Genomic DNA, 11810 nt, shown 5'->3' on the forward strand with positions numbered 1-11810 from the left:
GGCAGCCGGGCAGCCGGGCAGCCGGGCAGCCGGGCAGCCGGGCAGCCGGGCAGCCGGGCAGCCGGGCAGCCGGGCAGCCGGGCAGCTGGCCGCGCGAGCGGGTGGGAGCGGGGGTGGTGAGGCGCGGGTCAGCCGGCGGTGGCGGTGGCCAGCTTGAGGCTGAAGGCCAGGAACAGGGCTGCCACGGCGGTGGTGCCGCCGGCCGCCAGGCGGCGGCGTTGGCGGAACTGGGCGGCCAGGAAGGTGCCCGCGAAGATCAATGCGGTCAGGTAGAGGACGCTGGTCACCTGCGCGATCAGCCCGAGCAGCAGGAACGACAGCGCCGGCCACGCGTAACCGGGGTCGACGAACTGGATGAAGAACGAGATGAAGAAGAGGATCGCCTTCGGGTTCAGCAGGCTGATCACCAGCGCCTTGCGGAACGGGCTGCGCATCGCCGCCGGCTCCGCGGCGTCGATGAGCCGCGGCGTGCTCGGGTCGTTGCGGTCGCGCCAGCGCCGCACGGCGCCGAGCAGCATGGTCACCCCGACATAACCGAGGTACGCGGCACCTGCGTACTTGATCACCAGGAACAGCGGCGGGTACGCCTTGAGCAGCGACGCCACCCCGGCGGCGGAGAGGAACATCAGCACCCCGTCGCCGACGAACACGCCCGCGGCGGCCCGGTAGCCGACCGCGACGCCTCGTTTGGCGGCGGTGGAGAGCACGAAGAGTGAGTTCGGCCCGGGCAGCAGGATGATGGCCACGGTGCCCAGCACGTACGTCCAGATGTCGGTGATCCCCAGCACGCCCGCCATCATCACGCCACCGGTGCCGTCCGCAGAAGTCTTTCCCGCAGCCTGGCCTGTGCGTTCGGCCACTCGTCGACGGTCATCGCGTACTGCACGGTGTCCCGCCAGGAGCCGTCCAGGCGTTGTCGGTGCATCCGCAGCACCCCTTCCCGGGTCGCCCCGAGCCGTTCGATGGCCGCCTGGGAGCGAACGTTGCGGATGTCGGTGTGCCAGGTGACCCGTACCGCGCCCAGGTCGTCGAAGGCCCGGCCGAGCAGCAGCAGTTTCGCCTCGGTGTTGATCCCGGTACGCCACCAGGGTCGGCCGAGGAAGGTGTACCCGATCGCCACCGCCCGCCGCTCCGGGTCGATCTCGTAGTAGGACGTGCTGCCCACCACCGCCCCGGTCGCCGCGCACCGCTGCACCCAGGCCACCCGCTCGCCCCGGTGCTGGGCGGCCAGGGCGGTGCCGATCACCTCGGCGGTTTCGGCGGGCGCGGAGGGCGGCGCGACGTTGAGGTGTCGCCACACTTCAGGGTCCGTGGTGGCGGCGTGCAACTCGTCGGTGTGGGTCAGGTCCAGCGGCTCCAGCCGAACGTGCTCGCCGTGCAGCGGCACCGGGTCGTGCCAGGGCGTGCGGGGCGTCCGCAGGTACGCCGGCAGCGGCGCGGTGACTCCGGCGTCCGGCTCGGGTGCCCCGGCGGTCAGTCGCAGCGGCAGCACGCCGGCCCAGTGCGGCAGGTCCAGGTCGGCCTCGTCCTCGCGGACCCCGCCGGTGCGGGCCCGGACGGACACCTCGCGCAGTGGCAGCGCCAGTACGGCGGTTTCGGCCAACTCGCGACGGCTGGGCGGACGAGTGGCGGTGCTGCGTCCCGCGCCGACCTTCTCGACCAGCGCGGTGAGCATGGCGAGCTTTTCCCGCTCGTCGGTGACCAGTCGGGCGGTGCCGTGCGCGACGACCGAGCGGTAGTTGGCGCTGTGGTGGAACTGGGAGCGGGCGTAGACCAGCCCGTCGAGAATCGTCACCGCGACGCAGACCGGCAACCCGTCGTCGCCCCGGGCGGCGAGCAGCGGCCGACTGCCGGTGGAGCCGTGCAGGTAGAGCGTGTCGCCGATGCGGACGTGCAGGGTGGGCAGCACCCGTGGCTGGCCGTCGACGGTGAAGCTGAGCGCGCAGTCGTACGCCTCGTCGAGCACGGCGTGGGCGGCGGCCTGGTCGTAGCTCATCTTGTCGCGGGAGCGGTGGGGTGTGGTCCGGGCGGTGGGTGGATGCATGCGCTCGCCCCTTTGTTCTAGTACAATCTCTTATTTGTGTCAGCACAGTATCAGCTCACCGGTACGACAGCCGTCGAGATTTCGGCCAGCATCGAGTCGGGCATCCGTACCGGCGCCCTGTCACCGGGAGCCGCCCTGCCGCCCGTGCGGGCGCTCGCCACCGAGTTGGGGGTCAGCCCCGCCACCGTCGCCCGTGCCTACCAGGAGCTACGCCAGCGCGGCCTGCTCGCCACCGCTGGTCGGCACGGGACCCGGGTGCGCCCCCGCCCGCCGGTGGCCGCCCGTCGCTCCGCACTGCGTCCCCCACCGTTGCCCGGCGCCCGGGACCTGTCCCGCGGTGAACCCGACCCCCGTCTGCTGCCCCCGCTGGGCCCGCACCTGGCGGCGCTCGCCAGCGAGAACGGCCCTTCGGTCGGCTACTCCGATGCCGGAGTCCTGCCCGAACTGGCCGAGACGGCCCGCGCCCGGCTGCGCGCCGACGGCGTACCGGCCGGGGAGTTGACCCTCACTGGCGGTGCGCTGGACGGCATCGAGCGGTTGCTCGGCGCCCACCTGCGCCCCGGCGACGCGGTGGCGGTCGAGGACCCGGGCTGGGCCAACCTGCTCGACCTCGTCGCCGCGCTGGGCCTGCGCCCGATCGGCGTACCAGTGGACGACGAAGGGCCGCTGGTAGCCGGGGTGGCCGCGGCGCTCGCCGCCGGAGCGCGGGCGCTGATCGTCACCAGCCGGGCACAGAATCCGACCGGCGCCGCCGTCTCCGCGGATCGCGCCGAGGCGCTGCGGACGCTACTCGCCGGTCGACGGGACCTGCTGTTGATCGAGGACGACCACGCTGCCGAACTGGCCCTCGTACCCCTGCATCCGCTCGCCGGTGCGACAGCGAGCTGGGCCTTCCTCCGCTCGGTGAGCAAGCCCTTCGGCCCGGACCTGCGGCTGGCGGTGCTGGTCGGCGACGAAACGACAGTGGCCCGGGTGAGCGGCCGTACCCGGGTCGGGGCCGGCTGGGTCTCCACAGTGCTGCAACGTCTGGTGCTCGCCCTCTGGCGGGACCCGGCGGTCACCGAGTTGGTGCAGCGGGCGGCGCAGAGCTACGAGCAGCGCCGCGAGGGGCTACTCGCCGCGCTGGCCGAACGCGGCCTGACCGCACACGGTCGCAGCGGCATCAACGTCTGGCTGCCGGTCGCGGACGAGACCAGCACTGTGACAGCGCTGCGCGACGCCGGCTGGGCGGTGGCCCCCGGCGCGCTCTACCGCATCGCCGCCCCGCCGGCCCTGCGCATCACCGTCAGCTCCCTGGACACCGCCGACCTGGCCCCACTGGCCGCCGCCCTAACCCACGCCGAAAACCCACCCCCCACCAAAGGCTTCCCCACCTGACCCCCGCCCTCGCCCCCGCGCGCCCCGCCCCGCCCCGCCCCCGCGATCTTGCAGTTTCGGTTGGCGAAATGTCGGGGCCTGTGGCGGTTGGTCTGCGCAGGAAGTGCAAGATCGCGGGGATTCGGGACGGCGGGGACGGGTATGCGGGCGCCCGGAGGTGGGGGACATGGCTTCAGGTGGGGCTCGTAAGGGGATCTGGATCGCCATTGCGGTGGCGATCATCATCATCGTCATCGTGCTGATCGCGATCGCGTCCGGCGGCGACGGCGGCGGAAACGGGTACTGACGCGTCGCGGCCGGGGCGTATCCGGCGGTGAGCATCGAACGGGTATATAACAGTCGGCATGGCCGAGCAGACCGGGAGCGCTCCGGGCGCCCAGCGGTTCATCCCGCCTGACGCCGACACCATCGACGACCTGCGCACCGCCGCGGGCGGCTGCCGGGGCTGCGAGCTGTACCGGGACGCCTCGCAGACGGTCTTCGGCCGGGGCGACGAGAGCGCACGCGTGGTGCTCGTCGGCGAGCAGCCCGGCGACATGGAGGACCAGAAGGGGCTGCCCTTCGTCGGCCCGGCCGGCCGCCTGCTGCGCCGAGCGGTCGACGACGCCGGGCTGGACCCGGGCCACCTGTACCTGACAAATGCCGTAAAGCACTTCCGTTTTGAGCTGCGCGGCAAGCGGCGGATCCACCAGACCCCGGACCAGGCGCACATCACCGCCTGCCGCCCCTGGTTGGTCGCCGAGTTCGCCCGGCTGCGTCCGGAGGTCGTGGTGGTGCTCGGCGCGACCGCCGCCAAGGCGCTGCTCGGCCCGTCCTTCCGGGTGACCCGGCAGCGGGGCGAGCTGCTGCCCTGGCCGGAGTCGGCCCAGCATCCCGCGGACTTCGAGCAGGTGCCGGTGGACAACGCCGGAAAGCGGGCCGACGCGCCGCAGGCTCGGCTGTTGGCCACCATCCACCCGTCCGCCGTCCTGCGCGCCGACGACCAGGACAAGGCGTACGAGGGGCTGGTCGCCGACCTCACCGTCGTCACCCGCGCCCTGCCCGCCTAGCCAGCGACCAGGGCCCACCGCGGCCCGAGCCGGCGGAAATTGCCGCCCGGGTCGCGCGCCGAGGCGATACCCGCCGGAAACGGCGATGCGTGAACCGCGTAACAGATCCTCTGCAGACTCATGCGAGTCGATCTTGTAGGGGAGGCCGTTATGAGCGATCAGACGCAGTCGATGGTCAGCCGGCGTGGGTTCCTGCGTACGGTCGGAATCAGCGGTGGTGCCGGGGCGATGCTCGCCACGATGGGTGCCATGGGGCTGGCCCCCAGCGCGGCGGCCTCGGTCACCCCGGCATTCCGGCCGCCGGAACCCTCCGACTTCACTCTCAGCGGGCGGTCGGGCGCCAGCGTGGTCGTGCTCGGCGGCGGCATCGCCGGGCTCACCACGGCGTACGAGTTGGGCAAGGCCGGCTATCACTGCACCGTCCTGGAGGCGCGGCACCGCGTCGGTGGGCGGAACCTGACCATTCGGGGCGGCGACGTCGAGACCGACCTCGACGGACGCACCCAGCGGGCCGGCTTCTCCGACGGGGTCTACTTCAACGCCGGGCCGGGCCGCATCGCACAGTGGATGGTCACGATGGACTACTGCCGGGAACTCGGCGTACCCATCGAGGTCTTCACCAACCAGAACGCCGACGCCTGGATCTACAACGAGTCCGCCGGGATGACCGAGCCGGTCCGGTACCGCACCGCCAAGGCCGACGTGTACGGCTACGTCTCGGAGCTGCTCGCCAAGGCCACCGACCAGGGCGCGCTGGACGCCCGGCTCACCACCGAGGACCGTGACCGGCTGCTGTCGTTCCTGCAGAGCTTCGGTGCGATCGGCGGACGGACCAGCGACTGGGCGTACACCGGGACCAACCGTCGCGGCTTCTCCGCGTATCCCGGTGCGGGTAACGACGTGGGGAGTCCGCTCGGTGCGCCGCCGGCGCTCGCCGACGTGTTCGCCAGCAACATCGGCCGGTACTTCTCCTTTGAGTTCGGCTACGACCAGGCCATGCTGATGTTCCAGCCGGTCGGCGGGATGGACCAGATCCCCCGAGCCCTGGCCCGCGCGGTGGGCCCGCACCGGATCCGACTGAACGCCGAGGTCACCGGGGTGACCGACCGGGGCAGCCGGGTCGAGGTGACCTATCGGCAGGGCGGCCGGCAGTCGCAGGTCACCGCCGACTACTGCGTGGCGGCCCTACCGCCGCACCTGATGGCCCGGGTGCCGCACAATCTCGGCACGGCGGTGACCGCGGCCCTGGCCGATTTTCCGGTCACCGCCTCCGGGAAGATCGGCCTGGAATACCGCAGCCGCTGGTGGGAGACCGATCAGCGGATCTACGGCGGCATCACCGAGACCGACCTGGACCTGTCGCACATCTGGTATCCGTCCTACGGCTTCCACGGGAAGCGCGGCCTGGTGGTCGGGTACTACAACACCGGGGCGAACGCCAGGGCGTACAGCGGGCTCACGCCGGAGCAGCGCAGCGAGCGCGCGATCAGCCAGGGTGTGAAGATCCACGGTGACAAGTACCGCAGTGAGCTGGTCACCTCGTACTCCCACGCCTGGGACCGGACCCGCTACATCGAGGGCGCCTGGACGTCGCCCCGGTACGGCACGGCCGGCTACAACCTGCTGCTCCAGCCGGCCGGGCGGGTCTACTTCGCCGGGGACTGGCTCAGCCACGAGGTGGCCTGGCAGCACGGCGCTTTCGTGGCGGCGCGTTCGGCGGTCTCCGCGCTGCACCAGCGGGTGATGGCCGGCTGACCCTGAGCTGTGCAGATCTTGGACAGTTTCCGTCAGCGGATGACGGAAACTGTCCAAGATTGACGGTGCGTCGCGGATCGAGTGGCTGGGTAACCGGTGTCGATGGACATTGACAACGGGGAGCGTCGGGTGGGTGTGGCCGCCGGGCGGCGCGGGAGATGGAAGCGGTTCTTCGAGCGGGCGCCCGGCTTGCAGCTCATGGCCGTCTACTGGGTGCCGATGACGGTGCTCATCGGGCTGCCGGTGCGCTGGCTCCTCGACCGGCAGGAGCCGCTGGTCGAGGCGGCGCTGAACGGTGCGCTGAACCTCGTCTGGGTCGGCCCCGCCGTGTACTTCAGTCGGTGGAGCGCGGGCGAGCAGGCCGCCCGGCGCGATCCGGAGGGGTACGCGCTGCGCCAGGCAGTGCACACCAGCGCAGTGCCCGCGGACGAGGCCACGCGGGCCGCACTGCCCCGCTATCTGGCCGAGCAGCGGCGAGCCACCTGGGCAGCGCTGCTGGCCATCCTGGGCATCTGCCTCGGGCTGGTCCTGCTCGCTCTGCTCGCCGTCGACAACGAGGGCTTCGCGGTGATCTTCGGTGTGGTCGCCGCCGTCAGTGTGGTCGTCGCCGTACGCACACTGACCCGGATCCGTCGGCTGGCATCCCTGCTGGCCGCGCCCCACCCACCACAACCGCGCGGGTAGGACGATTTCCCGCCCGCCGCCCGCCGCCCGCCGCCCGCCGCCCGCCGCCCGCCGCCCGCCGCCCGCCGCCCGCCGCCCGCCGCCCGCCGGGAACCGGCTGTCGGTTCGGCTGTCGGCAAAACCCACTGCCGCTGGTAGGTGTGGGTGCGCGAGGATGAGCCACCCCTTCCGACAGGAGCGCCGATGGCGACCGACCTGACCGCGCCGCGTACCGTCGCCCGACCCGACGTCGCGTCGATCCAGCGGCGTACCCTGCGGCTGCTCTTCACCACGCAGATCATCGGCGGGATCGGCGTGACCATCGGCATCGCCGTGGGCGCGCTGCTCGCGGCACGGATCGCCGGGACCGCGGTGGCCGGTGTCGCGCAGAGCGCCGGGGTGGTCGGTGCTGCGCTGCTCGCCGTCCCGGTCACCCGGATCATGGCGCGGCACGGCCGCCGGCCGGGCCTGGTGCTGGCGTACGCGATCGGCGCCGTCGGTGGTCTGCTGGTGGTGCTGGCCGCGGCCACCCGCTGGGTGCCGCTGCTCTTCCTCGGCATGCTGCTCTTCGGCGGGGGCACCGCGGCGAACCTCCAGGCCCGCTACACGGCCGTGGACCTCGCCGAGCCGGTCCGCCGAGGGCGGCAGCTCTCCCTGATCGTCTGGGCCACCACCATCGGTGCGGTGGCCGCGCCGAACTTCGCCGCGCTGGCCGACCGCGTCACCACCGGCTGGGGGTTGCCCCCGTTGGCCGGCCCGTTCGCGTTCAGCGCGGCCGCGTTCGTGTTGGCTGCCGTCGTACTCCTCGGGTTGCTCCGGCCCGACCCGCTGCTCACGGCGCGGCGGCTCGCGGCGGCCGACGCACCGGCCGCCGATCTGCCGCCGGCCGCCGACGCGACGGCGACCGCTGTGGCGGCCGAGGCGCCGGCGGCGGGTGGCGGCGCGACGCCGGCCGCCGCGCCGGTCAAGGTGCGCGTGCCGCGCGGCGCCGGGATGCGCGCGGCCTGGTCGGTGGTACGCGGACAGCCCGCCGCCCGACTCGGCATCGCCGCCGTGGCGGTGGGTCACCTGGTGATGGTGGCGGTGATGGCGATGACTCCGGTCCGGCTCGGTGAGTCGCACGCCGACGCCGACGTGTTGCGGCTGGTCGGCATCGTGCTGAGCCTGCACATCGCCGGCATGTACGCGTTCTCCCCGGTGGTGGGTTGGCTCACCGACCGGCTCGGTCGACGGGCGGTGATCCTCGGTGGGGTCGGCCTGCTGCTGGCCGCCTGCGCGGTCGCCGGCACCGCCGGGCACCACACGCCTCGGCTCTCGGTCGGTCTGGTTCTGCTCGGGTTGGGCTGGTCGGGGACGATGGTGGCCGGCTCGACCCTGCTGTCCGAGTCGGTGGCGGCTGCCGTGCGGCCGAGCGTTCAGGGGCTGTCCGACCTGATCATGGGGTTGGCCGGGGCCGGGGCTGCCGTGGTCAGCGGGTTTGTCATGCAGTTCGCCGGTTATCCCGTGCTCACCCTGCTCGCGGCGGTCGCGGCGGCGCCCCTGGTGGCGCTAGCGTTGCGCCCGGTGCCGACCGGGGCACCGGACGAGGAGGGCTGATCACTGTGCGGCTGACCGACTTCTGGACGCGGCTGGACGAGGCGTTCGGGCCCGGCTACGCGGCCAGCATCGCCCGCGATCAGGTGCTGTCCCAGCTCGGCGGGCGGACCATCGAGCAGGCCCTGGCATCGGGGGAGCAGACGCACGTGGTGTGGCGGGCGGTTTGTGCCGCGTACCCCGACCGCGTGCCCGCGCGACTACGCTGAGCAGCCTTTTTGCCGGTTCCGCGTGTCGCTTGTCGAGTCGTACACCTGTTCGGCTATTGTCCACAGCGGGGTGCTCGTCCACAGCTCGCGGCCCGTCGGCTGGTTTTCTGTCGGACCTAGCGCCTAGCGTGTCCGCGTGACGCGAAGCTCAGCAAAGACGCCGGCGAAGGCAGGGGTGGCAACCATGGCAGCAGGGCCTGACCGGGAGAAGGCACTCGACCTTGCTCTCGCTCAGATTGACAAGCAATTTGGCAAGGGCTCGGTGATGCGGTTGGGTGATCGGCCGGTCATCCAGACCGCGATCATTCCGACCGGCTCCATCGCGCTCGACGTGGCCCTCGGCATTGGCGGCCTGCCCCGTGGCCGGGTGGTCGAGATCTACGGTCCCGAGTCCAGCGGTAAGACCACTGTGGCACTGCACGCGGTGGCCAACGCCCAGCGCAACGGCGGCATCGCCGCCTTCATCGACGCCGAGCACGCGCTCGACCCGGAGTACGCGAAGGCCCTCGGCGTCGACACCGACGCGATGCTGGTCTCCCAGCCGGACACCGGCGAGCAGGCGCTGGAGATCGCGGACATGCTGATCCGCTCCGGCGCTCTGGACATCATCGTGATCGACTCGGTGGCGGCCCTGGTGCCACGCGCCGAGATCGAGGGCGAGATGGGCGACAGCCACGTGGGCCTCCAGGCCCGGCTGATGAGCCAGGCGCTCCGGAAGATCACCGGTGTTCTCAGCAACACCGGCACCACGGCGATCTTCATCAACCAGCTGCGGGAAAAGATCGGTGTCATGTTCGGCAGCCCGGAGACCACCACCGGTGGTCGGGCGCTGAAGTTCTACGCCTCGGTCCGGCTCGACGTGCGACGCATCGAGAGCCTCAAGGACGGCACCGACGTGGTCGGTAACCGCACCCGGGTCAAGGTCGTGAAGAACAAGGTCGCCGCGCCGTTCAAGCAGGCCGAGTTCGACATCATGTACGGCAAGGGCATCTCGCGTGAGGGCTCGCTGATCGACGTCGGCGTGGAGCAGGCGATCATCCGCAAGTCCGGAGCGTGGTACACGTACGACGGCGACCAGCTCGGCCAGGGCAAGGAGAAGGCCCGGGAGTTCCTGAAGGAAAACCCGGACGTGGCCGCCGAGATCGAGAAGAAGATCCTGGAGAAGCTCGGCGTCGGGGTCGGCGCGGGTGACGCCGCCGGTGGCCCGGAGCTGCCGCCGGTCGACTTCTGACCGGTCGCTGACCCATGGCAGGACGACGCGCTCGTACGGGGCGGGGCTGGGATGCCAGTCCGCCTCGTACGGGCGACGCCACCGATGCACCCCGCCCTCGCCGAGGCCGCCGGGGTCGGTCCGAGGAGGCCGACTCCGTCGAGTCTCCGGCCCCTCCCCGCGACGAGTCCGAGGTGGCCCGCGAGATCTGTCTGCGCCAGCTTGCCGTCCGGCCCCGCACCCGGGCCGAGCTGGCCGGGGCGTTGGCGAAGCGGGGCATCTCCGAGGAGGTCTCGGCCGAGGTGCTCGACCGGTATGACGAGGTCGGCATCATCGACGACGCCGCGTTCGCCCGGGCCTGGGTGTCCAGCCGGCACAACGGCCGCGGCCTCGCTCGCCGGGCACTCGCCAACGAGCTGCGCCGCAAGGGCGTGGACGGCGAGGTGGCCACCGAGGCGCTGGGTGAGCTGGACGAGGAGACCGAGGCGGACACCGCCCGTGGTCTGGTGGAGCGCAAGCTGCGCACCGCCCGAGGCGAGCCGGACGCGGTCTTCCGCCGGCTGGTGGGCATGCTGGCCCGCAAGGGTTACCCACCCGGTGTGGCCATCCGGGCGGTGAAGGACGCGCTCGCCGCGCAGAGCGCCGAGGCGGCCGAGTTCGCCGAGCAGATCGACGCCGACGCTCTCGCCGACGCCGAGGGTGAGTTGGAGCGCGACAACCGTCTGGTCGAGTGAGCGGTCCGCTGCGACTCACGATGGAGGTGCGGGCCCGATGTTGAAGGCATGTCTGAACGGCGGGCACGGCCGGGAGGCCCATCCGGCCGTGCCGCTGACGGCGGCGGAGCTGGCCGCCGACGCGGCCCGTTGCGCGGCGCTCGGCGTGGCGGCCGTCCATGTCCATCCCCGGGACGAGGCCGGTGCCGAGTCGCTGCGGCCGGCGGTGATCGCCGACGCGCTGACCGCGATCCGTGCCGCTCGGCCGGGGCTGCCGGTCGGGGTGAGCACCGGCGCCTGGATCTCGCCGGATCCGGCTGCCCGCGTGGCCGCCGTCCGGGCCTGGCCGGTGCTGCCCGACTTCGCCTCGGTCAACGCCCACGAGCCCGGTGCCGAGGCGGTCGCGGCCGCCCTGCACGAGCGTGGTGTGCTCGTCGAGGCAGGGCTGTGGACGCTCGACGCGGTCGCGGCGTACCGGCGGTGGCGGGTGCCGGCCGGGCGGGTTCTGGTCGAGTGCATGGCCGAGGACGTGGCTGTCGCGTTGGCCGACGCCTCCCGGATTCTCGCCGCGCTGCCGGCGGGCACGCCGTCGGTGCTGCTGCACGGCGAGGGTCCGGCGACCTGGCCGGTCCTCGCCGAGGCGGTGCGCCGGGGTCTGGACACCCGAATCGGGCTCGAGGACACCCTGTGCCTGCCGGACGGCTCACCCGCCGGGGGCAACGCGGCACTGGTCGTCGCGGCGGTGGCGGTCGGAGCCGGCTGACGTCTGGTGAGACGGTTCCGTCACACCTCGCTTGTCGTCGGCCGCGTCTGACAGTCGGCTGGACGGCGCTGAGCAGGCTCGACACGTCAAAGCCTCGGCAGCCTCGCGGAGTTTGTCCCCTCCTGTCCGCCGAGATATCAGCGCGCGGTGACCGTTCAACTTCTCTCCGTTCGGGGGGTTTGATCATGAGTCCTTGACCAGAACACCCCCGGAGACCTAGCCTCGCCATACAGGCTCACATTGCCCGACCAGCGCAGGCTAAGCGCACAACATAGATCGCGTAACAGAACAGCATCACTTTGGCCGACTCCGCGGCCTTTGGCGGCAGTTCCGGACAGGCCGGTCCGGAACGCTGCGACAACTGCACCCGGCCGCCGACGCTGCCCCATGGGCACCGCCGGCGGAGAAAGCTACCCACGGCCAGCCGCTCCGGT

Annotated in this window: 11 protein-coding genes; 9 read left to right on the forward strand and 2 right to left on the reverse strand. The window is 72.2% G+C overall.

Annotation, left to right across the window (positions count from 1 at the left end):
* Window positions 1-128: 128 nt before the first annotated feature.
* Window positions 129-800 (reverse strand): leucine efflux protein LeuE, encoded by a 672-nt coding sequence (gene leuE / locus ACLQ3F_RS01580; RefSeq protein ID WP_355009595.1) that lies wholly within the window; start codon window positions 798-800, stop codon window positions 129-131.
* The gene (locus ACLQ3F_RS01585; RefSeq protein WP_425845321.1) at window positions 800-2044 is read right to left on the reverse strand and encodes a bifunctional pyridoxamine 5'-phosphate oxidase family protein/GNAT family N-acetyltransferase; all 1245 of its coding nucleotides are present in this window, start codon (window positions 2042-2044) and stop codon (window positions 800-802) included. Before ACLQ3F_RS01585 ends, leuE begins: the two co-directional genes overlap by 1 nt.
* Window positions 2045-2080: 36 nt before the next feature.
* Between ACLQ3F_RS01585 and ACLQ3F_RS01590 the strand changes: the two genes are divergently transcribed.
* From ACLQ3F_RS01590 to ACLQ3F_RS01630, 9 genes are all read left to right on the forward strand, one after another.
* Complete coding sequence (locus ACLQ3F_RS01590; protein ID WP_425845324.1) at window positions 2081-3421, forward strand: aminotransferase class I/II-fold pyridoxal phosphate-dependent enzyme; 1341 nt, start codon at window positions 2081-2083, stop codon at window positions 3419-3421.
* A 344-nt stretch (window positions 3422-3765) separates the two neighbouring features.
* Window positions 3766-4470, forward strand: coding sequence for a UdgX family uracil-DNA binding protein (locus ACLQ3F_RS01595; RefSeq protein ID WP_357195159.1), 705 nt, complete (start codon window positions 3766-3768; stop codon window positions 4468-4470).
* 150 nt (window positions 4471-4620) lie between these two features.
* Window positions 4621-6225, forward strand: coding sequence for a flavin monoamine oxidase family protein (locus ACLQ3F_RS01600; protein ID WP_355009516.1), 1605 nt, complete (start codon window positions 4621-4623; stop codon window positions 6223-6225).
* A gap of 102 nt (window positions 6226-6327) precedes the next feature.
* On the forward strand, window positions 6328-6909 hold the full coding sequence (locus ACLQ3F_RS01605; protein WP_425845328.1) for a hypothetical protein: 582 nt from the start codon (window positions 6328-6330) through the stop codon (window positions 6907-6909).
* Between the two features lie 183 nt (window positions 6910-7092).
* Window positions 7093-8484, forward strand: coding sequence for an MFS transporter (locus tag ACLQ3F_RS01610; protein ID WP_357223674.1), 1392 nt, complete (start codon window positions 7093-7095; stop codon window positions 8482-8484).
* A 5-nt stretch (window positions 8485-8489) separates the two neighbouring features.
* Window positions 8490-8690 (forward strand): DUF3046 domain-containing protein, encoded by a 201-nt coding sequence (locus ACLQ3F_RS01615; protein ID WP_030489422.1) that lies wholly within the window; start codon window positions 8490-8492, stop codon window positions 8688-8690.
* A 184-nt stretch (window positions 8691-8874) separates the two neighbouring features.
* The gene (gene recA / locus ACLQ3F_RS01620; protein ID WP_124778261.1) at window positions 8875-9921 is read left to right on the forward strand and encodes a recombinase RecA; all 1047 of its coding nucleotides are present in this window, start codon (window positions 8875-8877) and stop codon (window positions 9919-9921) included.
* A gap of 14 nt (window positions 9922-9935) precedes the next feature.
* Window positions 9936-10634, forward strand: coding sequence for a regulatory protein RecX (locus tag ACLQ3F_RS01625; RefSeq protein ID WP_357263399.1), 699 nt, complete (start codon window positions 9936-9938; stop codon window positions 10632-10634).
* Between the two features lie 37 nt (window positions 10635-10671).
* Window positions 10672-11376 (forward strand): 3-keto-5-aminohexanoate cleavage protein, encoded by a 705-nt coding sequence (locus ACLQ3F_RS01630; RefSeq protein ID WP_425845332.1) that lies wholly within the window; start codon window positions 10672-10674, stop codon window positions 11374-11376.
* The last annotated feature ends 434 nt before the right edge of the window (window positions 11377-11810 follow it).

It is taken from the genome of Micromonospora sp. DT15, from assembly GCF_049841475.1.
Taxonomy (GTDB): Bacteria; Actinomycetota; Actinomycetes; order Mycobacteriales; family Micromonosporaceae; genus Micromonospora.

Coding starts and splice junctions, on each gene's coding strand:
- recA (WP_124778261.1), top strand. CDS start 8,875: ATGGCAGCAGGGCCTGACCGGGAGAAGGCACTCGACCTTGCTCTCGCT.
- leuE (WP_355009595.1), bottom strand. CDS start 800: ATGATGGCGGGCGTGCTGGGGATCACCGACATCTGGACGTACGTGCTG.
- ACLQ3F_RS01595 (WP_357195159.1), top strand. CDS start 3,766: ATGGCCGAGCAGACCGGGAGCGCTCCGGGCGCCCAGCGGTTCATCCCG.
- ACLQ3F_RS01630 (WP_425845332.1), top strand. CDS start 10,672: ATGTTGAAGGCATGTCTGAACGGCGGGCACGGCCGGGAGGCCCATCCG.
- ACLQ3F_RS01625 (WP_357263399.1), top strand. CDS start 9,936: ATGGCAGGACGACGCGCTCGTACGGGGCGGGGCTGGGATGCCAGTCCG.
- ACLQ3F_RS01610 (WP_357223674.1), top strand. CDS start 7,093: ATGGCGACCGACCTGACCGCGCCGCGTACCGTCGCCCGACCCGACGTC.
- ACLQ3F_RS01585 (WP_425845321.1), bottom strand. CDS start 2,044: ATGCATCCACCCACCGCCCGGACCACACCCCACCGCTCCCGCGACAAG.
- ACLQ3F_RS01600 (WP_355009516.1), top strand. CDS start 4,621: ATGAGCGATCAGACGCAGTCGATGGTCAGCCGGCGTGGGTTCCTGCGT.
- ACLQ3F_RS01605 (WP_425845328.1), top strand. CDS start 6,328: ATGGACATTGACAACGGGGAGCGTCGGGTGGGTGTGGCCGCCGGGCGG.